This window comes from Bacillus methanolicus PB1, assembly GCF_000262755.1.
Classification (GTDB): Bacteria; Bacillota; Bacilli; order Bacillales; family Cytobacillaceae; genus Bacillus_Z; species Bacillus_Z methanolicus.
Genome location: NZ_AFEU01000002.1, coordinates 221,374 through 243,172, shown reverse-complemented (window position 1 = coordinate 243,172; position 21,799 = coordinate 221,374). Strand labels below are relative to the sequence as shown.

Sequence of the window (21,799 nt, the reverse complement as noted above, 5' to 3'; positions counted from 1 at the left end):
CTTTAAGGAGGTGCGTACAGATGCATGTAAAAAAAGGTGACAAAGTAATGGTCATCTCTGGCAAAGACAAAGGCAAAACAGGAATCATCCTGGCTGCTTTTCCTAAGCAAAGCCGTGTCTTGGTTGAAGGTGTAAATATTATTAAGAAGCATTCTAAACCTTCTCAAGCGAATCCGCAGGGCGGAATTATCAGCCAAGAGGCACCTATTCATGTATCAAACGTAATGCCTATCGATCCGAAATCAGGAGAACCAACACGTGTTGGCTACAAAGTGGTTGATGGCAAAAAAGTTCGCATTGCAATAAAATCTGGTGAAGTTTTAGATAAATAGTTCATATAAGAAGGGAGGTACAATTAATGAACCGCCTAAAAGAGAAATTTGTAAAAGAAATTACTCCTGCTCTAATGAGCAAGTTCAACTATAAATCTGTAATGGAAGTACCTAAACTTGAAAAAATCGTAATCAACATGGGTGTTGGTGACGCTGTTCAAAACGCTAAAGCTCTTGATAACGCTGTTGAAGAGCTTGCGACAATTACAGGCCAAAAACCGGTTGTAACTCGTGCGAAAAAATCAATCGCTGGTTTCCGCCTTCGTGAAGGTATGCCAATCGGTGCAAAAGTTACTCTTCGCGGAGAGCGCATGTATGAGTTTTTCGACAAACTGATTTCTGTTTCACTTCCGCGTGTACGTGACTTCCGCGGAGTTTCCAAGAAGGCATTTGACGGCCGCGGGAACTACACACTTGGTGTAAAAGAACAGTTAATCTTCCCTGAAATTGATTACGATAAAGTAAGTAAAGTACGTGGTATGGATATCGTGATCGTAACCACTGCTAAAACTGATGAAGAGGCTCGTGAACTTTTAACTCAATTTGGAATGCCGTTCCAAAAGTAATCGCTAAATAGAGGGAGGCGAAAACGTGGCTAAAAAATCCATGATTGCGAAACAAAAACGCAAGCCGAAATTTAAAGTGCAAGAGTATACACGCTGCGAACGCTGCGGCCGTCCACACTCTGTATACCGCAAATTCAAGCTTTGCCGTATTTGTTTCCGTGAATTAGCATACAAAGGACAAATTCCTGGTGTGAAAAAAGCAAGCTGGTAAAACCCAAGTCTGGGAAGGAGGTAAAAACAATGGTCATGACAGATCCAATTGCAGATATGCTTACTCGTATTCGCAATGCGAATATGGTTCGTCACGAAAAATTAGAAGTGCCTGCTTCTAATATCAAAAAAGAAATCGCTGAAATTCTAAAACGCGAAGGTTTCATTCGTGATGTAGAGTATATTGAAGATAATAAACAAGGTATTATCCGCATTTTCCTAAAATACGGTCCGAACAATGAACGTGTTATCACAGGTTTAAAGCGCATTAGCAAACCTGGTCTTCGTGTATATGCAAAATCAAACGAAGTGCCTCGCGTATTAAATGGTCTTGGCATCGCACTTGTATCAACTTCGCAAGGTGTTTTGACCGATAAAGAAGCTCGTGCAAAACAAATCGGCGGAGAAGTTTTAGCATACGTTTGGTAATACAGTTTCTGAATGAATGGAGGTGCAATAAATGTCTCGTATAGGTAAAAAACCAATTGAAATTCCATCAGGTGTTACAGTCACTGTTAATAACAACTCTGTGACAGTAAAAGGTCCCAAGGGCGAATTGACTCGTTCTTTCAATCCGGATATCGAAATTAAAGTTGAAGAAAACGTAATTACTGTTTCTCGCCCGACTGATGAGAAAGAACACCGCGCATTACACGGAACAACTCGTGCGATTATCGCAAACATGATAGAAGGAGTATCCAAAGGCTTTGAAAGAAGCCTTGAGTTGATCGGGGTCGGATACCGTGCTCAAAAACAAGGCAAAAAGCTTGTACTAAATGTCGGTTACTCTCATCCTGTAGAAATTGAACCTGAAGAAGGCCTTGAAATTGAAGTTCCAGCTAATACAAAAGTTGTTGTAAAAGGTATTGACAAAGAACGCGTTGGAGCTTTAGCTGCGAATATTCGCCAAGTTCGTCCGCCTGAGCCGTATAAGGGTAAAGGAATTCGTTACGAAGGTGAATACGTGCGCCGCAAAGAAGGTAAAACTGGTAAGTAATACCGCATAGGTAAACGAAAGGAGTGACCAGAATGATTACGAAGGCTGATAAAAATGCAGTCCGCAAGAAAAGACATGCTCGTGTTCGTGCAAAACTTAGCGGTACTGAAGTTTGTCCTCGTTTAAACGTGTTTCGCTCAAATAAACACATTTATGCGCAATTAATTGACGATGTGAATGGAGTTACTATCGCAAGTGCTTCTACTCTAGACAAAGACTTAAACCTTGAGTCTACCGCCAACATTGAGGCAGCACAAAAGGTCGGAGAATTAGTTGCTAAACGTGCCGTCGAAAAAGGAATTAAAACCGTGGTGTTTGATCGCGGCGGATACCTTTATCATGGTCGTGTAAAAGCTTTAGCAGAAGCTGCCCGCGAGAACGGCTTGGAATTTTAATAGACAAAGGAGGGACACGAAAAAATGCGTCGTATTGATCCAAACAAACTTGAACTGGAAGAACGTGTAGTTACCGTTAACCGTGTAGCGAAAGTTGTTAAAGGCGGTCGTCGTTTCCGCTTCTCCGCTCTTGTAGTAGTAGGAGATAAAAACGGTCATGTTGGCTTCGGTACTGGAAAAGCACAAGAAGTACCTGATGCAATTCGCAAAGCAATTGAAGATGCCAAGAAAAACTTAATTACAGTACCAATCGTTGGAACAACAATTCCACACGAAGTAATCGGACATTTCGGTGCAGGTGAAATCCTTTTAAAACCTGCTCTTGAAGGTACTGGAGTTATCGCCGGCGGTCCGGTTCGTGCGGTTCTTGAGTTAGCCGGTGTTAATGATATCCTGTCTAAATCATTAGGAACAAATACACCAATCAACATGATTCGTGCAACAATTGACGGATTAAAACAATTAAAACGTGCTGAGGACGTAGCGAAATTACGTGGTAAATCAGTAGAAGAACTGTTAGGATAAGGAGGGAAATGAAATGGCGAAAAAACTAGCAATTACCCTCACTCGCAGCGTGATTGGCCGCCCTGGGGACCAACGCGAAACAGTTAAAGCTCTTGGATTACGCAAATTAAACCAAACAGTTGAGCATCAGGATAATCCAGCGATTCGCGGAATGATCAATAAAGTTGCTCACCTTGTAACGGTAAAAGAACTATAATTTCATTCTTCTTGAATAAGGAGGTGCCAACATGAAACTTCATGAATTAAAGCCTGCAGAAGGTTCTCGCCATGACCGCAAACGCAAAGGCCGCGGTATCGGTTCTGGTAACGGTAAAACAGCCGGCAAAGGTCATAAAGGTCAAAATGCACGTTCTGGAGGTGGTGTTCGTCCTGGCTTCGAAGGTGGTCAAACTCCCCTTTTCAGACGTTTGCCTAAGCGGGGATTTACAAACATCAACCGAAAAGAATATGCAGTTGTAAACCTTGATGCTTTAAACCGATTTGATGAAGGTACTGAAGTTACTCCAGAACTTCTGATCGAAACTGGCGTTGTAAGTAATGTAAAAGCAGGAGTCAAAATTCTTGCAAAAGGAAAAGTTGAGAAAAAGCTTAGTGTAAAAGCTCATAAATTCTCCTCTGCTGCAAAGGAAGCGATTGAAGCTGCCGGCGGTCAAACTGAGGTGATTTAATGTTTCAGTCAATCTCCAATTTTATGCGCGTGGGTGAAATAAGACGTAAAATTTTATTCACCCTTTTCATGTTAATTGTATTCCGCATCGGTGCATTTATCCCAGTACCGAATGTGAATGCAGAGATTTTAAAGGTACAAGATGAACTTAACGTGTTCGGCGTTCTAAATACATTCGGCGGTGGAGCGTTAAAAAATTTCTCCATTTTTGCGATGGGAATCATGCCTTATATCACAGCATCGATCATTGTTCAATTGCTGCAAATGGATGTTGTGCCAAAGTTTACGGAATGGTCAAAACAGGGAGAAGTTGGGCGCCGTAAATTAGCTCAGTTTACCCGATATTTTACAATTGTACTTGGATTAATCCAAGCTTTTGGTATGTCTTACGGCTTTAATAATATGTCAAGAGGTATGCTGATCAAAAACCCGGGAATCACTACTTATCTGCTGATCGCAATTGTTTTAACGGCTGGAACGGCTTTTTTAATGTGGCTAGGCGAACAGATTACAGCAAAAGGTGTGGGAAACGGAATCTCGATCATCATCTTTGCGGGAATTGTTGCGGGTATTCCTTCGACATTTAACCAAATCTATGCACAACAGTTTGAAAATGCAGGGGAACAATTATTCTTGCGTATTATTATAGTCGTATTAATTGTTCTAGCAGTAATCGCGATTATTGTCGGGGTTATTTTTATCCAGCAGGCATTGCGGAAGATCCCGATTCAATATGCAAAGCGTATGGCCGCAGGGAGAAACCCTGCAGTTGGACAATCAACGCATTTACCGCTAAAGGTTAATTCTGCCGGAGTTATTCCGGTAATCTTTGCGGTTTCATTTATCGTTACGCCGCCAACGATTGCTTCATTTTTTGGTCAAAATGATGTAACGCTTTGGATTCAGAAGACGTTTGATTATACTAACCCGATCGGCATGATCTTTTACGTGGCACTTATTGTTGCCTTTACGTACTTCTATGCTTTTATACAAGTAAATCCTGAGCAAGTTGCGGAAAATCTTAAAAAGCAAGGCGGTTACATTCCTGGTATCCGTCCAGGAAAGAACACACAAGAGTATTTGACACGCGTTTTATATCGTCTGACATTGGTCGGTTCATTGTTCTTAGCATTTATTGCGGTGTTGCCGGTTTTCTTCATTAAGTTTGCCGGATTGCCGCAATCTGCTCAGATCGGTGGAACGAGCCTCCTCATCGTTGTCGGTGTAGCGCTTGAAACGATGAAACAACTTGAAGCACAGCTCGTAAAGCGTCATTACAAAGGCTTTATTAAATAAAAAGGTTTTAGGGACGGATGCTCCCTAAAACCCATTAAGAGACTGAGGGGGAATACGGGTGAATTTAGTATTAATGGGGCTACCAGGTGCAGGTAAAGGCACTCAGGCCGAGAAGATCGTGGAAAAATACGACATCCCTCATATCTCAACAGGAGATATGTTCCGTGCTGCTATGAACGAAGGAACGGAACTTGGTTTAAAGGCAAAATCTTTTATGGATAAAGGCGAGCTGGTTCCTGATGAAGTGACGATTGGCATTGTCCGTGAGAGATTAAGCAAGGATGACTGTCAAAAAGGATTCCTTTTAGACGGATTTCCTAGAACAGTTGCCCAAGCTGAAGCGCTTGAAGCCATGCTGGCCAGCATGGACAAAAAAATTGATTATGTCATTTATGTTGATGTAGACCAAGATATTTTAATGGAACGTTTGACTGGACGCCGTATTTGTAAAAGCTGCGGCGCAACGTATCATCTTGTCTTTAATCCTCCTAATGCCGAGGGTGTTTGCGACCGCTGCGGAGGCGAGCTGTATCAGCGTGCAGATGATAACAGTGAGACAGTCCAAAATCGTTTAGAAGTAAATAAGAAACAAACAAAACCTTTATTAGATTTTTATGAATCAAAAGGGTATTTGCGCAATATCAACGGTCAGCAAGAGATCGAAAAAGTGTTTGCTGATATTGATGAATTACTTGGGGGCTTACATGAATGATCATTTCGAAAACCCCTCGCGAAATTGAAATTATGAGGGATGCCTGCCGAATTGTAGCCCTTACCCATCAGGAGCTGAAAAAGCATATTTCACCTGGTATTACGACAAAGGAACTGGATGCGATTGCGGAACAGTTTATCCTAAAATCTGATGCAATCCCTTCTTTTAAAGGTTATAATGGTTTCCCTGGAAGCATCTGTGCCTCAGTCAACAATGAACTTGTCCATGGGATTCCGGGTGACCGTGTTTTAAAAGAGGGCGATATTATTACAATTGATATCGGTGCTAAATATAACGGTTATCATGGTGACTCGGCTTGGACATATCCTGTAGGAAAAATAGTTGAAGAAACAGAACGCCTTTTAGAGGTAACGGAAGAATCTCTATACAGAGGTCTGAACGAAGCAAAACCTGGCCAGCGCCTATCGAACATCTCCCATGCGATTCAAACGTATGTGGAATCAAACGGCTTTTCCATTGTACGCGAGTATGCCGGACACGGAGTAGGGAAAGAATTGCATGAAGATCCGCAAATTCCTCATTACGGTCCACCCAACAAAGGTCCGCGTCTAAAGTCTGGAATGGTATTAGCGATTGAACCAATGGTAAATGCGGGAAGCCGATATGTTAAAACGTTAGCTGATGATTGGACAGTTGTGACAGTTGACGGAAAATTGTGTGCTCATTTTGAGCATACTGTAGCAATCACTGAAACAGGGTGCGAAATTTTAACGAAAGCCTAAGTGCAGGTGATTTTCGTTGATCGATTATAATTCTGGTCCGCAAGTCGGGCAGATTGTTCGAATTACCAGCGGACGGGATGCCGGTCAATATGCTATAATAATAAGGTTGGGTGAAGAAGAACCATTTGTATATCTTGCAGACGGAGAAAAACGAAAGTTTGACCGTCCCAAGAAAAAAAATATTCAACATCTTCAACTGATTCAACACATATCTCCGGAAGTTCAAAGCAGTATCAGGGAAACAGGCCGTGTAACAAACGGAAAGCTTCGCTTTGCATTAGCAAAGTTTAAAAATGAATCCAAACTTGAGTCTAAGAAGGGAGATGAGCTCGATGGCAAAAGATGATGTTATTGAAGTGGAAGGCACAGTTGTTGAAACTTTGCCAAATGCCATGTTTAAGGTAGAATTAGAAAATGGTCATACTGTATTGGCTCATGTGTCCGGTAAAATTCGCATGCACTTTATTCGGATTCTACCGGGAGATAAAGTAACGGTTGAGCTTTCACCATATGACTTGACACGCGGCAGAATTACGTACCGCTTTAAATAATCCTAAAAGCACTCCGTACTATTAAGGAGGTTAGAATAATGAAAGTCAGACCATCAGTTAAGCCGATCTGCGAGAAATGTAAAGTTATACGCAGACGCGGTAAAGTAATGGTTATCTGCGAAAATCCGAAACATAAACAAAAACAAGGTTAATTTCGAAGGAGGTGCACACTAAATGGCACGTATTGCTGGTGTAGATATTCCACGTGAGAAACGAGTAGTAATTTCTTTGACTTATATCTATGGTATCGGTAAAGCTACAGCTCAAAAGATTTTAACGGAGGCAGGTGTTTCTGAAGACACTCGCGTTCGTGATTTAACAGAAGATGAATTAAATAAAATCCGTGATATCGTTGATAAATTAAAGGTTGAAGGTGACCTTCGACGTGAAGTATCCCTTAACATTAAGCGTTTAATGGAAATCGGATGCTATCGTGGTTTGCGTCATCGACGTGGTTTACCTGTACGCGGACAAAATACAAAAAATAACGCGCGTACACGCAAAGGTCCTCGCAAGACTGTTGCGAACAAGAAAAAATAATCGGTAAAGGAGGTTATCTAAATGGCTCGTAAGACAAATACACGCAAACGCCGTGTGAAAAAGAATATTGAAAATGGTATTGCTCACATTCGTTCTACTTTCAATAACACAATCGTAACGATCACTGACGTTCATGGCAACGCGATTGCTTGGTCAAGTGCAGGTGCGCTTGGTTTTAAAGGTTCTCGAAAATCAACTCCATTTGCGGCTCAAATGGCAGCTGAAACCGCAGCGAAATCGTCAATGGAACACGGTATGAAATCTCTTGAAGTAACAGTTAAAGGACCTGGTGCAGGACGTGAAGCTGCTATCCGTGCTCTGCAAGCTGCTGGACTTGAAGTCACAGCAATTAAAGACGTAACACCAGTTCCGCATAACGGATGTCGCCCGCCAAAACGTCGCCGTGTTTAATCTTTCTGTATAGATTTTGTATCCTTGTCTATAATGGGATATGATACAATTTTTTTACGTTCGTACAGAATTATTAATCCAGTTGTTGTGCACAAACGGGAACGTATACATGGGGAATTTCGGTATGTTGGCCATACCGGGGTTTCGACGTTTTGAAGGAGGGTATATTTGATGATCGAAATAGAAAAACCAAAAATTGAAACGGTTGAGATCAACGATGATGCCAAATACGGGAAGTTCGTTGTAGAACCACTTGAGCGTGGATATGGTACAACTTTGGGTAACTCCTTACGTCGTATCCTATTATCCTCACTCCCAGGTGCCGCTGTCACATCGATTCAAATCGATGGGGTGCTTCATGAGTTTTCAACAATTGAAGGCGTTGAAGAGGATGTTACATCTATCATTTTAAACATTAAGAAATTAGCACTGAAAATATATTCTGATGAAGAAAAAATGCTTGAAATTGATGCGCGGGGAGAAGGAGTAGTAACTGGAGCTGATATTACACATGATAGTGATGTTGAAATCTTAAATCCGGATCTTCACATCGCGACTCTTGCAAAAAACGGTCATCTGCGCATGCGTTTAACTGCAAAACGCGGCCGCGGCTATACGCCTGCTGAACTGAACAAAAGAGAAGATCAGCCAATTGGTGTGATCCCAATTGATTCCATCTACACTCCGGTTTCACGGGTTCAGTATCAGGTAGAAAATACTCGTGTTGGCCAAATGACAAACTATGACAAGCTTACGCTAGATGTGTGGACAGATGGCAGCACCGGGCCGCAGGAAGCAATTGCTTTAGGGGCCAAAATATTAACGGAGCATTTGAATATCTTCGTCGGATTAACGGATGAAGCACAAAATGCAGAAATTATGGTTGAGAAAGAAGAAGACCAAAAAGAAAAAGTTCTTGAAATGACAATTGAAGAACTTGATCTTTCGGTTCGTTCATATAACTGCCTAAAACGTGCCGGAATCAATACCGTTCAGGAATTAGCGAATAAAACGGAAGAAGATATGATGAAAGTGCGTAATTTAGGACGCAAATCTCTTGAAGAGGTAAAACACAAACTAGAAGAGCTCGGATTAGGCTTGCGAAAAGATGACTAGTTAACAATTGCTTAACTAGGCATTTTGCTGTCAGCCCGGCTTACAAATATGACTTCAACAAAGGAGGGAAACTTTCATGGCTTACAGAAAGTTAGGACGTACTAGTGCTCAGCGTAAAGCGATGTTGCGTGACTTAGCAACTGATTTAATTATTAATGAGCGTATCGAAACAACTGAAACTCGTGCGAAAGAACTTCGTTCAGTTGTAGAAAAAATGATCACTCTCGGAAAGCGCGGCGATTTGCATGCTCGTCGTCAAGCTGCTGCTTTTATCCGTAACGAAGTAGCGAATACTGAAACAGAACAAGATGCACTTCAAAAATTATTTACTGATATCGCTCCTCGTTACGAAGAACGCCAAGGCGGCTACACTCGTATCATGAAACTTGGTCCTCGCCGTGGTGACGGTGCACCAATGGTTATTATCGAGCTAGTTTAATAATTTATTACAAACAACAAGGGCGGAGGACAGTTTATATCGAAACTTGTTCTATGCCCTTGTTGTATATCGGATAAAATGGCAATTGGAGTTTGATTCTTCGCGCTGCTATTCAGAAGCAAAGCCAATAACGAGCGTTATGATGAGCATCTTTTAGGTGGCTTGTCTAGCTCATGCGCCTCTTCCCATTCCTTGCAGGAATTTCGATTTTTTATTAAATTGGAAATTTCGCCGGGGAATGAGGTGCAGGCTTTTTTTTATATATGGAACTTTTTTTGATTTTGACAGTATAGAAGAGTATAGTAAAGGAAGCAGAGTTTATGGGAGGACCACCATGGAAGAAGCGCTTGTTGTTCTCGATCATGTTTCTTTTCAATATGAAGGACAAGAAGGATATGCATTAAAGGATGTTTCTTTTGAAATCCGCGAAGGAGAATGGGTTGCTATTGTAGGACATAATGGGTCAGGCAAGTCTACATTGGCAAAGTTATTAAACGGCCTGCAATTTCCCATGAAAGGGAAAATTAAAGTAAGCGGCATCGAAAGTACAGAAGAGACCGTTTGGGAAATAAGAAAAAAGATCGGAATGGTCTTTCAAAATCCTGATAACCAATTTGTAGGTACAACTGTTCAGGATGATGTGGCTTTTGGTTTAGAAAATAACGGTATTCCACGTGAGATAATGGTCCGGCGTGTGAAAGAAGCGCTAGAGAAAGTTAATATGTATCAATTTCTGAATCAAGAGCCGCACCATCTGTCAGGAGGACAGAAGCAAAGAGTGGCGATTGCGGGTATTCTTGCCTTAAGGCCGGAAATTATTATATTGGATGAAGCAACTTCAATGCTTGACCCTAGAGGAAGAGAAGAAGTCTTACAAACGATAAGAGAATTAAAAGACACGGAGCGGTTAACTGTTATTTCGATTACCCATGATTTAGAAGAAGCTGCCAAGGCTGATCGGATTCTTGTGATGAACAGGGGGCAACTATATCGTGAAGGTACTCCGGAACAAATTTTTCAAATGGATGAAGAATTAATAGAACTTGGTCTGGATATCCCATTTCCGGTCAAATTGAGCAAGGCACTGAGGAAAAGAGGACTGCCTGTTCCTAAATATTTTTTGTCAGAAGAAGAGTTGGTGAAAGAATTATGGACATCTCATTGCAACAAGTAGAATACCGGTATCAGGCTGATACTCCTTTTGAACGGCTCGCAATACAGGATGTTTCGATTGATATTCCCTCCGGAACGTATTTGGCGATTATCGGGCACACCGGTTCGGGAAAATCAACTGTCCTTCAACACTTGAATGCATTATTAAAGCCAACCGGCGGAAAAGTTATCATTGGCGACCGGGAAATTTCAAGGAATAATAAAGAAAAAAGGCTGCGGGACATTCGGCAAAAGGTTGGTATTGTTTTTCAATTTCCGGAACATCAGCTGTTTGAAGAAACGGTAGAAAAAGATATTTGTTTCGGGCCAATGAATTTCGGCGTTTCAGAAGAAGAGGCAAAAAAACGTGCCCGGCAAGCGATCAAGCAAGTTGGACTGCCTGAAAATATTCTGGGGAAATCGCCGTTTGATTTATCCGGCGGTCAAATGAGAAGGGCAGCTATTGCGGGAGTACTGGCTATGGAACCTGAAGTGATCGTTCTAGACGAACCGACTGCTGGTCTCGATCCCCGCGGCCGCAAAGAAATTATGGAAATGTTCCATCGTCTTCACCGGGAAAGAAATTTGACAACTGTTTTAGTTACCCACAGTATGGAAGATGCCGCACGGTATGCAGATCAAATTGTTATTATGCATAAGGGAAATGTATTCAAAAAAGGAAGCCCTGAAGAGATCTTTTCTTCTCCCGAAGGGTTGATCAAGCTTGGCCTGGATGTTCCGGAAATTGTTCGTTTTCAATTAAAAATTGAACAGACTTTTCAAACAAAATTAGGAAAAACATTTCTTTCCATGGAAGAACTGACAGAAGCTATCGCTCGCCTTTTGAAAAGGGGGAATCCGGTATGATGGAAAAAATGATCTTTGGCAGATATGTTCCTGCCGATTCCGTTATCCACCGTATGGACCCCCGTTCTAAACTTCTAATAGTCTTTTTGTTTGTGTGTATAGTGTTTCTTGCCAACAATAATATCACTTATGGGATCCTTGCTGTATACACTCTCATTATGATGAGATTGTCCAAAATTCCTTTTCGCTTTCTCTATGCAGGCTTAAAACCGGTTTTTTGGCTTGTCGTTTTTACAATGCTGCTTCATTTGTTCTTAACAAAAGAAGGACAGATGCTGTTTGAATTGGGGCCGGTAAAAATATATGATGAAGGGCTTAGAAAAGGGATTTTTATCTCATTGAGGTTTTTCCTACTAATATTAGTAACGTCTTTGCTGACATTAACAACAACCCCGATAGAGATTACAGACGGGCTTGAAACGCTTTTAAAGCCGCTGAACAAAGTAAAGTTTCCGGTACATGAATTAGCTTTTATGATGTCTATTTCGCTTCGTTTTATTCCAACCTTAATGCAGGAAACCGATAAGATTATGAAAGCCCAGACTGCAAGAGGCGTCGAATTTACAAGCGGACCTGTAAAAGAACGGATTAAAGCAATTATTCCACTGTTAATTCCTTTATTCGTCAGCTCTTTTAAGAGAGCGGAAGAGCTTGCTATCGCGATGGAAGCCAGGGGATACCGCGGCGGGGAAGGAAGAACGAAATATCGTCAGCTACATTGGAAGCCGGTTGATACCGTTATGCTCTTTCTATTAGGACTTATCACTATTTTATTAATCTTGTTTAGAACATAAGTGGAGTTTTAAAATGCGAAGATTCAAATGTACGATTACCTATGATGGCTCTCAATTTTCAGGATATCAGATTCAGCCGGGCAAGCGGACAATCCAGGGAGAAATTGAAGTTGCCCTCTCAAAACTTCATAAAGGAAAACGTATAAAAATCAGTGCTTCCGGACGCACCGATGCCGGGGTCCATGCGAAAGGACAAGTGATTCACTTTGATTCCGCTTTAGCGATTTCGACAGAAAAATGGGAAATAGCATTAAATTCAATCTTGCCTGATGATATTGCTGTCATCCGTGTTGAAAAAGCGGCTCCCGGCTTTCATGCACGCTTTGACGCGTTTGGAAAAGAGTACCGCTATTTTGTTCATTTATCACCGAAACGCGATCCTTTTAAACGGCATTATGCTTACCAGTTTCCTTATCCGCTGGATTATGCCGCGATGAAGGAAGCGCTCAAATACTTAATAGGCACACATGATTTTACAAGCTTCTGTTCTGCTAAAACAGAAATTGAGGATAAAGTTCGTACAATTGAAAAAATTGATTTTTTTCAAGAGGGAGACCTTCTCGTCTTCCGGTTTATCGGAAACGGGTTTCTTTATAACATGGTGCGCATTCTCACTGGAACATTGCTTGAAGTGGGGAGCGGCAGCCGAAGTCCCGATTCGATCCCTGACATACTCGAAAAAAAAGACCGGAAGTTTGCAGGAAAAACAGCACCGGCACACGGATTATATTTGTGGAGGGTTTTTTATTAACGAATATTACTTTTTTATTTTTTCTGTGACAACGAATCCTCGTGTTGACAACAAGCGCACAAAAGAGATATTATATCATATGGTATGATTTTTTAACCCCACGATAAGCCCCGGAAACTTATTCGTGATTGAAATATATGAAAACCAATTTTGAATGGATTTTTAACTTAGGAGGGTAAATCAATGCGTACAACGTTTATGGCTAATGCTAATACAATCGAACGCAAATGGTACGTGGTTGATGCTGCAGGACAAACTTTAGGCCGTCTTGCAAGTGAAGTAGCATCAATCCTTCGCGGTAAACATAAACCGACATACACACCACATGTGGACACTGGTGATCATGTCATTATCATCAATGCTTCTAAAATTGAATTAACCGGTAATAAGCTGAATGACAAAATCTACTATCGTCACAGCCAATATCCCGGAGGATTAAAATCGAGAACAGCGCTTGAAATGCGTACAAATTATCCGGAAAAAATGTTAGAGCTTGCAATTAAAGGCATGCTTCCTAAGAATTCTCTTGGCCGCCAAATGTTCAAAAAATTACACGTATACGCTGGTAGCGAGCATCCGCACCAAGCACAAAAACCTGAAGTTTACGAACTTCGCGGATAATGAAAAGGGAGGTTATTAACTTGGCACAGGTTCAATATATGGGTACTGGTCGTCGTAAGAGCTCCGTCGCACGTGTTCGTTTAGTTCCAGGCGACGGGAAAATCATCATTAATGGTCGTGACATTGAAAACTACATTCCGTTTGCAGCTTTACGTGAAGTTGTGAAACAACCGCTAGTAGCTACAGAAACTCTTGGCAGCTACGACGTTCTTGTAAACGTAAAGGGAGGCGGCTACACTGGTCAAGCAGGCGCAATCCGCCACGGTATTGCCCGTGCATTACTTCAAGTAGATCCAGAATACCGTCCAACATTAAAACGCGCAGGTTTATTAACCCGCGATGCAAGAATGAAAGAGCGTAAGAAATACGGTCTTAAAGGCGCTCGCCGTGCTCCTCAGTTCTCAAAACGTTAATTGTGCGGAACACACTGAGGCTGAGGCTGTCTCATAAGGATCTGACCACATGTGCATTTATCAATATATAGTACATTTATCCAACATTATGTCCTATATATTGTGTTATGGGGTCTGACCCTTAGGCTTTTGAGACAGCCTCAGCCTCCTTTTTATTCCCCAACCTCCCGCATCCTTCATTTTTTTATAACAAACCTCCAAAATTGGAAATTCAAAAGATTTTCCCCTATGGTATGTCTGTCCTCAGAAGGTTAAAAACTAATCTTCAAGGGGGGGAATACATTGACTGTTATTACTACCTTTACAGAAAAAAGAAGGGAAAAACAAATCAAATATGAGCGTTCAATTCTTCGCGAATTATCGATAAAAATGTTAAAAAACAAATTCCAGGACTTTTTTGGAGAAATAAGGCTAAATAATCGGTTTTGGCTCCGATCAGGCATTGAAGAAGCTTGTTATGACATAGCCATCGAAGCTTTTTTGTTGGGAGCAAAAATGAGTAAGTTTGGTTATTACGGTGAATCAATCGATATTGTACGTCTTCGGTGTGAAAGGGAACTGAAGCATTTTATTGAAACACTCTACAATTTCTTTTTGTATTGGGGAAATGGAGAGGAAGGAATATTCAGCGAGTCGCTTTATTATCTTTGTGAACAATATGCCGAATATTGGTGGAGAGAAGGATTCATTAAGGGAGAAAGACGCCGCAAGCTGCGTCTGCATTAATTTCTAATCCCGGTTCTAATCATACCCCCTGTCCCATATATTGAATTGTACAGGGACATGCAGGGGGTAGGGTTAGGTTTATGAGAAAAAGTGTGAAAATAGGTGTATTTGCAATCGGGATCATCATTTTGCTAATCATAATTAAGTATGATTTTATAGAAAATAATTCCTGGCACTCATGGAATCTTCCCTTAACAGGTGAAATTATTTTAATTGATCCGGGCCACGGCGGTCCGGATGGGGGAGCGAGTTCCGGAGACACATTAGAAAAAGATATCGCGTTGAATGTTTCGCTTAAAGTAAGGGACTTTTTGCAGCACCAAGGTGCCCTTGTACTTATGACAAGGGAAGCAGATACAGATCTAGCTGATAAAGAAACGAGAGGCTACAGCCGAAGAAAGGTCGAAGATCTCAAACGAAGGTTGGAAATGATCAATGAGTCGGATGCAGATTTTTTTGTGAGTATCCATTTAAATGCAATTCCTTCTCCGAGATGGAGCGGAGCCCAAACATTCTATGCACCTCACATGGAGGAAAATAGAAGAGCAGCAAAGTTTATTCAGGATGAGTTAAGACGGAATTTAGAAAATACAAATCGAAAGGCCAAACCAATTAATGGTGTTTATATCCTAAAGAATGCAGACAAACCGGGCGTTCTTGTTGAAATCGGCTTTCTTTCCAATCCGGCAGAAAAAGAAAACTTGAAAAACGAAGCCTATCAAGAAAAGGTTGCAGCGTCGATATATAAAGGTATTATTCGTTATTTTACAACCGAAAAAGAATTGCAGGAGTCTGATGGTTAGGAAACAGAGGCAGTCTCATAAGGGTCTGACCTCATGTGCATTTATCAATATATAGCACATTTATCCAACATTATGTTCTATATATTGTGCTATGGGGTCTGACCCTTAGGCTTTTTAGACAGCCTCTTATCTACCCCGTTTCTCTTTTTTTCAATGGTATCCGGTTAACGCTCTTTTCTAAAAGATTGTTGCTTTTAGAAAATCCGTGAGTTGCTTGGTGTCTGTTCCCATCAAGCGCAGCGTGCATTCACAGCAAAACGGAAACTCTATAGATTTCTATATTTATTATAGAACAAGTGTTCTTTCATTTACAATAGCAACAATATCTGCAAAAAGAGCTTTATTAATAATGGTATGTTATACTGATAATTGTAAACGAATACAAAAGGCGGGAGTCGAGTATGTTGACAGAAGAGAAAATTCTTAATATTCTCAATGGATTAGAAGAACCATTTTTACATAAAACACTGGAAGAATTAAATGCCGTTCAAGAAGTGAGAGTAAAAGAAGAAAAAAATCATGTCAGTGTAAAAATTGCGATTGCGAAAACAGGAACAGCAGAACAACTTCAACTGCAAACAAAAGTTGTTCAATTGCTAAAAGAAGCAGGAGCAGAAACAGTTGGAATCCGATTCAGCGAACTTCCGGAAGAGACACTGAAAAAATATAGGACCGAAACGGGATCTAATAACAAGGGCTTGCTGTCTCCCGAAAGCAAGACAACGTTTATTGCGATTGCCAGCGGGAAAGGCGGGGTCGGAAAATCTACCATTTCTGTCAATTTAGCTGTTTTTTTAGCACGGTTAGGGAAAAAGGTAGGGCTTATCGACGCCGATATTTATGGATTCAGTGTTCCGGATATGATGGGCATTACAAAACGTCCTGTTGTGAGAGGCGAAAAAATCATTCCGGTAGAAAGATTTGGAGTAAAAGTGATATCAATGGGCTTTTTTGTAGAGGATAATGCTCCGATAATCTGGCGCGGTCCAATGCTTGGCAAAATGCTGAACAACTTTTTTAATGAAGTTGAATGGGGGGATATAGACTTTCTGCTTCTTGACCTTCCTCCCGGAACAGGGGATGTCGCCTTGGACGTGCATACGATGCTTCCATCCTGTAAAGAAATTATTGTGACAACGCCACATCCGACAGCTGCTTTTGTAGCGGCCAGGGCAGGTGCGATGGCCATAAGAACAGAACATGAAATTCTCGGCGTAATTGAAAATATGTCTTATTTTGAAAGCAAATTAACAGGTGAGAAAGAATATGTATTTGGAAAAGGCGGAGGAAAGAAACTAGCGGAAGAGCTAAATACAGAGCTGCTTGGACAGCTGCCTCTTGAACAGCCTGATTGGAACGAAGAAGATTTTGCTCCGTCCATCTACCAAGAAAACCATAAGCTCGGCAAGCTCTATCGTGACATTGCGCAGAAAGTGCTCAACATATTGGAAGCAAAATCATAACTCGAAAAGAATGAAAAAGGGTTCAGATCCGATCTGAACCCTATTCTAATCACTTTAACGCTTTACCGTATTGAGGGTCAGGCCCCTGTCACGGTGAAGCGTTAAAGCGTTATAAGGGCCAGGCCCTTTACATTGATCAGCTTTCACCTTGTCCTTGTTCTTCGCCGCCTCCACCAGACTTGTCTCCGCCTTGATCCTCTTGTTTTCCGCTTTGCACTTCTCCGGCAGCTTTAATAATAATATCCTGAATTTTTGCTTTAAAAAGCGGGCTTTCAAACGTCTCGGTCATAACTTTTTGGATGTGTTTACGGTACTCATTGCTTTTCATCAAATCTTCCACTTCTTTATGAAGTTCCGGATCTTTCATGACCTCTATCATCATGCCTCGATATTCCGGATCTTTCATTAACCTTTTTAATAATGCCTCATGTTCTTTTTCCATACTTTTTGCCATGCTTTCCGCAAACTTCGGATCTTCAAACGACTTTTTCCAGAATTCGACCCCTTCTTCTGAAGTCAATGTTTTTTGAATGGTTTCAGTTACCACTTGCTGATCCATTACAAGCTCTTTCTTTATTTTATCGTCACTCATAATTTCTTGAATTGCCTTTTTCCCATCATCGGTCTTTAATATATCGACAACCATTTTTTTGGTTTCATCATAATCAAGCTGGCGGCTGCCTGCTTCATTCTGACCGCAGCCTGCAATCAAAATTAAAAGAAAAAAAGGGAGGAGCAAAGTTCCTTTATTCACCATTATTCAGCTCCTTTCACATAAAAATGCTTAAGTTTATATTGGGAAAAATCAAGAAAAAATATGCGTTTATTTGCGAATACCTAGATTTTTCAAAGTCTGGTTGATACAATCATATAAGTGAAATGAATGAGGATAAATGGGGGAAAAAGCTGTGACTAGCCGAAACTGGGTAAGGTTATTTTTGACGACCTTAATAATTGGCGGGTTAACCGCCGGTATTGTTGGATTTATTGTTCGCTGGGATGAATTTAAGCCGATATTTATTGATTTTGATATTAAGGAAATCTTATCAATATTATTTTGGCTAATAGGTGTAGGATTAATCTTTAGTCTTATAAGCCAAATGGGTTTTTTCGCATATTTAACGGTTCACCGGTTTGGGCTTGGTATATTTAAGTCGCTATGGAAACCGGTTCAATTGATCATCCTTTTATTTGTCCTTTTTGATTTGGTGTATTTTCGATTTCAAACGTTTGCAAAAAAAGGAGAAAGCATTCTTCCGTATGTTGGAATGGCATTTTTCATATTAGCGGTCGGGTTAATTATCGCCATCTTAAAAGTAAAGCAAACGAATAAAAATGCCTTTATTCCCGCATTATTTTTTATGGTGGTCATAACGGTGATTGAATGGGTTCCCGTATTGTGGGTAAACGAAGAAAGCTGGCTGTATTTAATGCTATTTCCATTAATAGCATGCAACGCATACCAGATTTTAATACTCCATAAATTAAATGAGAAATCAGAACATCAAAAAAATCGTCTGAAAAACAAGCCGGCAAATTAAATACTAACGAAAAAAGCCAAGCGCGAAAATAACAACGCCTGGCTTATTTTTCTATTTAATTTCATTTGCTTTCGCACTTCCGTTAACAATCATGTCAGAAACCGTTACGAGTTTAAGGTTTTTCCTTTTCAAATCTTGAATAATGCCAGGAAGAGCTGAAGCTGTCTGTTTGGCTGAGTCAGATGCATGAAGCAGAATAATATCTCCTTTTTTTGCTTTTGATACATTTTCCTTAATTATATTTGTACCGGGATTGGTCCAATCTTTGGAATCAATACTCCAATGGACGACCGTATAACCAAAACGATCAGCCAATTTTAAAGTGGTTTTGTCAAAATGACCGGTTGGAGCCCGCAGTAATTTTACATTTTTTACATTCAGCTTTTTAAATACTTCCTGTGCCTTGACAATATCTTGCCGCACTTTTTCCACTTCAAGCTCAGTATAGTCCTTATAAGCATAACCGAGCATTCCGATTTCATAGCCGTCTTTGACGATTCGATCTACAAGATCAGGGTGTCTTTCCGCCCAGGAACCTGAAAGAAAGAAAGTTGCGGCTTTTACATTTTCTTTTTTTAAAACATCGAGAATAGGTTCAGCTTTTTCATCGCCCCACCCAATATTGAAGGTGAGAGCAACTCCATTTTCCCCTCTATAAACTGCCTTTGGTCCATCCTTTGCAGAAAAAACAGGAATATAGATACCCGATTCTGCATAAAAAAAACATGCTGTGAAAAATGCAGCGATCAGGATAATCAAAAACTGCTTTAAGGACCTTCCACTCAAAACTAAAAAGAAATTCATACGATCACCTCGTCCGAATAACACTCCTTGTCTAAATCATATGCATAGGTTATTTGAGTATGAATAAAGTTTTTGAACATAAAAAAGTATCAATTGGAAAAAATTACAGTAGACGGATTTGGTAGTGTCAAAAGTTCTATGAAAACTCAGTATTGGAATGATGTGTTCTTCCAGCGAAAATAGAGAAAATGCCGCCGCAATCGCTCTTAACAAACACGTCAACGGTTTGATTTCGAACCAACAAGCAAAGGAGTGGAATTATGATAGGAATTTTAGTAAATGAAAAAGAGGTAAAGGAATTGCAATATTTAATGAAGAGAGAAATGGACGAGATTTTGTTTGAATTGAATGACGAACGAATCGAACATATTGTAAAAAGTGCTATGCAAGAAAGGTATAAAGTATTGTTTTCCCTCTTTAAAAGAATTGCTTCTCCAAGTGAATGTCTAAAATATCTACCTGCAAAATCACAAATAGCAAAGAAATGATAGTTTTACTTCTATGTAAAAAAATTGCGTAAAAAGTGTTGACTTTCGTATTTGTCGCTGGTATATTAAAAAACGTCGCTGTTGTTTAACAACTGACAAAAGAAAAATGATGTTGACATAATGACAGTGGTATGATATATTAAGAAAGTCGCCTTTAAGCGACAAGTAAGATTTGTTCTTTGAAAACTGAACAAACAAAAGCGTCAACGTTAATTCTATTATTTTTGAGCTTATCTTACTCTTTTTTGGAGAGTTTGATCCTGGCTCAGGACGAACGCTGGCGGCGTGCCTAATACATGCAAGTCGAGCGGACTGATGGGAGCTTGCTTCCTGAAGTCAGCGGCGGACGGGTGAGTAACACGTGGGCAACCTGCCTGCAAGACCGGGATAACTTCGGGAAACCGGAGCTAATACCGGATAATCCTCTTTCCCGCATGGGAAAGAGCTGAAAGATGGCTTCGGCTATCACTTGCAGATGGGCCCGCGGCGCATTAGCTGGTTGGTGAGGTAACGGCTCACCAAGGCGACGATGCGTAGCCGACCTGAGAGGGTGATCGGCCACACTGGGACTGAGACACGGCCCAGACTCCTACGGGAGGCAGCAGTAGGGAATCTTCCGCAATGGACGAAAGTCTGACGGAGCAACGCCGCGTGAGCGAAGAAGGCCTTCGGGTCGTAAAGCTCTGTTGTCAGGGAAGAACAAGTACCGTTCGAATAGGGCGGTGCCTTGACGGTACCTGACCAGAAAGCCACGGCTAACTACGTGCCAGCAGCCGCGGTAATACGTAGGTGGCAAGCGTTGTCCGGAATTATTGGGCGTAAAGCGCGCGCAGGCGGTTCCTTAAGTCTGATGTGAAAGCCCACGGCTCAACCGTGGAGGGTCATTGGAAACTGGGGAACTTGAGTGCAGAAGAGGAGAGCGGAATTCCACGTGTAGCGGTGAAATGCGTAGAGATGTGGAGGAACACCAGTGGCGAAGGCGGCTCTCTGGTCTGTAACTGACGCTGAGGCGCGAAAGCGTGGGGAGCAAACAGGATTAGATACCCTGGTAGTCCACGCCGTAAACGATGAGTGCTAAGTGTTAGAGGGTTTCCGCCCTTTAGTGCTGCAGCTAACGCATTAAGCACTCCGCCTGGGGAGTACGGCCGCAAGGCTGAAACTCAAAGGAATTGACGGGGGCCCGCACAAGCGGTGGAGCATGTGGTTTAATTCGAAGCAACGCGAAGAACCTTACCAGGTCTTGACATCCTCTGACAATCCTGGAGACAGGACGTTCCCCTTCGGGGGACAGAGTGACAGGTGGTGCATGGTTGTCGTCAGCTCGTGTCGTGAGATGTTGGGTTAAGTCCCGCAACGAGCGCAACCCTTGACCTTAGTTGCCAGCATTCAGTTGGGCACTCTAAGGTGACTGCCGGTGACAAACCGGAGGAAGGTGGGGATGACGTCAAATCATCATGCCCCTTATGACCTGGGCTACACACGTGCTACAATGGATGGTACAAAGGGCTGCTAAGCCGCGAGGCCTGAGCCAATCCCAAAAAACCATTCTCAGTTCGGATTGCAGGCTGCAACTCGCCTGCATGAAGCCGGAATCGCTAGTAATCGCGGATCAGCATGCCGCGGTGAATACGTTCCCGGGCCTTGTACACACCGCCCGTCACACCACGAGAGTTTGTAACACCCGAAGTCGGTGAGGTAACCTTTAAGGAGCCAGCCGCCTAAGGTGGGACAGATGATTGGGGTGAAGTCGTAACAAGGTAGCCGTATCGGAAGGTGCGGCTGGATCACCTCCTTTCTAAGGATTTTAAACATGAAGTTGATCGCTTTTGTTTGTTTAGTTTTGAGGGAGCAATTCCTCACAACTTCGTTCTTTGAA

32 protein-coding genes and 1 rRNA gene are annotated in these 21,799 nt (G+C 41.6%); 31 read left to right on the top strand and 2 right to left on the bottom strand.

All coding sequences use genetic code 11. The features are described 5' to 3' along the window. The first annotated feature begins 20 nt into the window (after positions 1 to 20). The 28 genes from rplX to PB1_RS06145 all read left to right on the top strand — a co-directional run bounded on the left by rplX (position 21) and on the right by PB1_RS06145 (position 17,090). Complete coding sequence (rplX, locus tag PB1_RS06280; RefSeq protein WP_003351415.1) at positions 21 to 332, top strand: 50S ribosomal protein L24; 312 nt, start codon at positions 21 to 23, stop codon at positions 330 to 332. Positions 333 to 358: 26 nt separating this feature from the next. Beyond that, the gene (rplE, locus tag PB1_RS06275) at positions 359 to 898 is read left to right on the top strand and encodes a 50S ribosomal protein L5 (protein WP_003348601.1); all 540 of its coding nucleotides are present in this window, start codon (positions 359 to 361) and stop codon (positions 896 to 898) included. A 25-nt stretch (positions 899 to 923) separates the two neighbouring features. Next, positions 924 to 1,109, top strand: coding sequence for a 30S ribosomal protein S14 (rpsN, locus tag PB1_RS06270; protein WP_003348599.1), 186 nt, complete (start codon positions 924 to 926; stop codon positions 1,107 to 1,109). Between the two features lie 29 nt (positions 1,110 to 1,138). Continuing rightward, entirely contained in the window at positions 1,139 to 1,537 is a 399-nt protein-coding gene (gene rpsH, locus PB1_RS06265; RefSeq protein WP_003351413.1) for a 30S ribosomal protein S8, read from the top strand. Between the two features lie 31 nt (positions 1,538 to 1,568). Further along, entirely contained in the window at positions 1,569 to 2,105 is a 537-nt protein-coding gene (gene rplF, locus PB1_RS06260; RefSeq protein ID WP_003351412.1) for a 50S ribosomal protein L6, read from the top strand. 32 nt (positions 2,106 to 2,137) lie between these two features. After that, positions 2,138 to 2,500, top strand: a complete 363-nt coding sequence (gene rplR, locus PB1_RS06255) for a 50S ribosomal protein L18 (RefSeq protein ID WP_003351411.1) — start codon at positions 2,138 to 2,140, stop codon at positions 2,498 to 2,500. A 24-nt stretch (positions 2,501 to 2,524) separates the two neighbouring features. Further along, on the top strand, positions 2,525 to 3,025 hold the full coding sequence (rpsE, locus tag PB1_RS06250; protein WP_003351410.1) for a 30S ribosomal protein S5: 501 nt from the start codon (positions 2,525 to 2,527) through the stop codon (positions 3,023 to 3,025). Positions 3,026 to 3,038: 13 nt separating this feature from the next. Further along, the gene (rpmD, locus tag PB1_RS06245) at positions 3,039 to 3,221 is read left to right on the top strand and encodes a 50S ribosomal protein L30 (RefSeq protein ID WP_003351409.1); all 183 of its coding nucleotides are present in this window, start codon (positions 3,039 to 3,041) and stop codon (positions 3,219 to 3,221) included. Positions 3,222 to 3,252: 31 nt separating this feature from the next. Continuing rightward, positions 3,253 to 3,693, top strand: coding sequence for a 50S ribosomal protein L15 (rplO, locus tag PB1_RS06240; RefSeq protein WP_003351408.1), 441 nt, complete (start codon positions 3,253 to 3,255; stop codon positions 3,691 to 3,693). Continuing rightward, positions 3,693 to 4,988: a preprotein translocase subunit SecY gene (gene secY / locus PB1_RS06235; protein ID WP_003351407.1), complete on the top strand. Its 1,296-nt coding sequence runs from the start codon at positions 3,693 to 3,695 to the stop codon at positions 4,986 to 4,988. Before rplO ends, secY begins: the two co-directional genes overlap by 1 nt. A 58-nt stretch (positions 4,989 to 5,046) precedes the next feature. Beyond that, on the top strand, positions 5,047 to 5,700 hold the full coding sequence (locus tag PB1_RS06230; RefSeq protein WP_003351406.1) for an adenylate kinase: 654 nt from the start codon (positions 5,047 to 5,049) through the stop codon (positions 5,698 to 5,700). After that, positions 5,697 to 6,443, top strand: coding sequence for a type I methionyl aminopeptidase (map, locus tag PB1_RS06225; protein WP_003351405.1), 747 nt, complete (start codon positions 5,697 to 5,699; stop codon positions 6,441 to 6,443). Before PB1_RS06230 ends, map begins: the two co-directional genes overlap by 4 nt. Positions 6,444 to 6,459: 16 nt before the next feature. Further along, positions 6,460 to 6,789 (top strand): KOW domain-containing RNA-binding protein, encoded by a 330-nt coding sequence (locus tag PB1_RS06220; protein WP_003351404.1) that lies wholly within the window; start codon positions 6,460 to 6,462, stop codon positions 6,787 to 6,789. Further along, positions 6,776 to 6,994, top strand: coding sequence for a translation initiation factor IF-1 (gene infA, locus PB1_RS06215; RefSeq protein WP_003348578.1), 219 nt, complete (start codon positions 6,776 to 6,778; stop codon positions 6,992 to 6,994). The genes PB1_RS06220 and infA overlap by 14 nt, the downstream gene beginning before the upstream one ends. Positions 6,995 to 7,032: 38 nt before the next feature. Beyond that, positions 7,033 to 7,146, top strand: a complete 114-nt coding sequence (gene rpmJ, locus PB1_RS06210) for a 50S ribosomal protein L36 (protein WP_000868344.1) — start codon at positions 7,033 to 7,035, stop codon at positions 7,144 to 7,146. Between the two features lie 22 nt (positions 7,147 to 7,168). Beyond that, entirely contained in the window at positions 7,169 to 7,534 is a 366-nt protein-coding gene (gene rpsM, locus PB1_RS06205) for a 30S ribosomal protein S13 (protein WP_003351403.1), read from the top strand. Positions 7,535 to 7,555: 21 nt separating this feature from the next. Continuing rightward, a complete protein-coding gene (rpsK, locus tag PB1_RS06200; protein ID WP_003351402.1) occupies positions 7,556 to 7,945 on the top strand; it encodes a 30S ribosomal protein S11 in 390 nt (129 codons plus the stop codon). Between the two features lie 171 nt (positions 7,946 to 8,116). Then, complete coding sequence (locus PB1_RS06195; RefSeq protein ID WP_003351399.1) at positions 8,117 to 9,061, top strand: DNA-directed RNA polymerase subunit alpha; 945 nt, start codon at positions 8,117 to 8,119, stop codon at positions 9,059 to 9,061. Positions 9,062 to 9,137: 76 nt separating this feature from the next. Continuing rightward, entirely contained in the window at positions 9,138 to 9,500 is a 363-nt protein-coding gene (rplQ, locus tag PB1_RS06190) for a 50S ribosomal protein L17 (protein WP_003351398.1), read from the top strand. 334 nt (positions 9,501 to 9,834) lie between these two features. Next, positions 9,835 to 10,674, top strand: a complete 840-nt coding sequence (locus PB1_RS06185; RefSeq protein WP_034644967.1) for an energy-coupling factor ABC transporter ATP-binding protein — start codon at positions 9,835 to 9,837, stop codon at positions 10,672 to 10,674. Then, entirely contained in the window at positions 10,650 to 11,519 is an 870-nt protein-coding gene (locus PB1_RS06180) for an energy-coupling factor ABC transporter ATP-binding protein (RefSeq protein WP_034644965.1), read from the top strand. The genes PB1_RS06185 and PB1_RS06180 overlap by 25 nt, the downstream gene beginning before the upstream one ends. Continuing rightward, complete coding sequence (locus PB1_RS06175) at positions 11,516 to 12,313, top strand: energy-coupling factor transporter transmembrane component T family protein (RefSeq protein WP_003351397.1); 798 nt, start codon at positions 11,516 to 11,518, stop codon at positions 12,311 to 12,313. The genes PB1_RS06180 and PB1_RS06175 overlap by 4 nt, the downstream gene beginning before the upstream one ends. 13 nt (positions 12,314 to 12,326) lie before the next feature. Then, positions 12,327 to 13,064, top strand: coding sequence for a tRNA pseudouridine(38-40) synthase TruA (gene truA, locus PB1_RS06170; protein ID WP_003351396.1), 738 nt, complete (start codon positions 12,327 to 12,329; stop codon positions 13,062 to 13,064). Between the two features lie 183 nt (positions 13,065 to 13,247). Continuing rightward, positions 13,248 to 13,685 (top strand): 50S ribosomal protein L13, encoded by a 438-nt coding sequence (gene rplM, locus PB1_RS06165; protein WP_003351395.1) that lies wholly within the window; start codon positions 13,248 to 13,250, stop codon positions 13,683 to 13,685. A gap of 20 nt (positions 13,686 to 13,705) precedes the next feature. Further along, the gene (rpsI, locus tag PB1_RS06160) at positions 13,706 to 14,098 is read left to right on the top strand and encodes a 30S ribosomal protein S9 (RefSeq protein ID WP_003348563.1); all 393 of its coding nucleotides are present in this window, start codon (positions 13,706 to 13,708) and stop codon (positions 14,096 to 14,098) included. Between the two features lie 282 nt (positions 14,099 to 14,380). Then, positions 14,381 to 14,824 (top strand): YbaK family protein, encoded by a 444-nt coding sequence (locus PB1_RS06155; protein WP_003351394.1) that lies wholly within the window; start codon positions 14,381 to 14,383, stop codon positions 14,822 to 14,824. Between the two features lie 80 nt (positions 14,825 to 14,904). Beyond that, complete coding sequence (gene cwlD, locus PB1_RS06150; protein WP_003351393.1) at positions 14,905 to 15,627, top strand: N-acetylmuramoyl-L-alanine amidase CwlD; 723 nt, start codon at positions 14,905 to 14,907, stop codon at positions 15,625 to 15,627. A gap of 401 nt (positions 15,628 to 16,028) precedes the next feature. Further along, positions 16,029 to 17,090: an Mrp/NBP35 family ATP-binding protein gene (locus tag PB1_RS06145; RefSeq protein ID WP_003351392.1), complete on the top strand. Its 1,062-nt coding sequence runs from the start codon at positions 16,029 to 16,031 to the stop codon at positions 17,088 to 17,090. 136 nt (positions 17,091 to 17,226) lie between these two features. Here PB1_RS06145 and gerD read toward each other — a convergent pair whose 3' ends face one another. Beyond that, positions 17,227 to 17,847, bottom strand: coding sequence for a spore germination lipoprotein GerD (gerD, locus tag PB1_RS06140; protein ID WP_003351391.1), 621 nt, complete (start codon positions 17,845 to 17,847; stop codon positions 17,227 to 17,229). A gap of 151 nt (positions 17,848 to 17,998) precedes the next feature. On the opposite strand from gerD, the gene PB1_RS06135 reads away from it, so the two are divergent. Further along, positions 17,999 to 18,631 carry a KinB-signaling pathway activation protein gene (locus tag PB1_RS06135; protein ID WP_034645086.1) on the top strand — a complete coding sequence of 211 codons (633 nt, stop codon included), beginning with the start codon at positions 17,999 to 18,001 and terminating at the stop codon, positions 18,629 to 18,631. A 51-nt stretch (positions 18,632 to 18,682) separates the two neighbouring features. Here the strand turns inward: PB1_RS06135 and pdaB are convergent, their stop codons facing one another. Beyond that, on the bottom strand, positions 18,683 to 19,435 hold the full coding sequence (pdaB, locus tag PB1_RS06130) for a polysaccharide deacetylase family sporulation protein PdaB (RefSeq protein WP_003351388.1): 753 nt from the start codon (positions 19,433 to 19,435) through the stop codon (positions 18,683 to 18,685). Positions 19,436 to 19,695: 260 nt separating this feature from the next. Between pdaB and PB1_RS06125 the strand changes: the two genes are divergently transcribed. Next, on the top strand, positions 19,696 to 19,923 hold the full coding sequence (locus tag PB1_RS06125) for a hypothetical protein (RefSeq protein ID WP_003351387.1): 228 nt from the start codon (positions 19,696 to 19,698) through the stop codon (positions 19,921 to 19,923). A gap of 242 nt (positions 19,924 to 20,165) precedes the next feature. Continuing rightward, a 16S ribosomal RNA gene (locus PB1_RS06120) occupies positions 20,166 to 21,718 on the top strand. Positions 21,719 to 21,799: the final 81 nt, after the last annotated feature.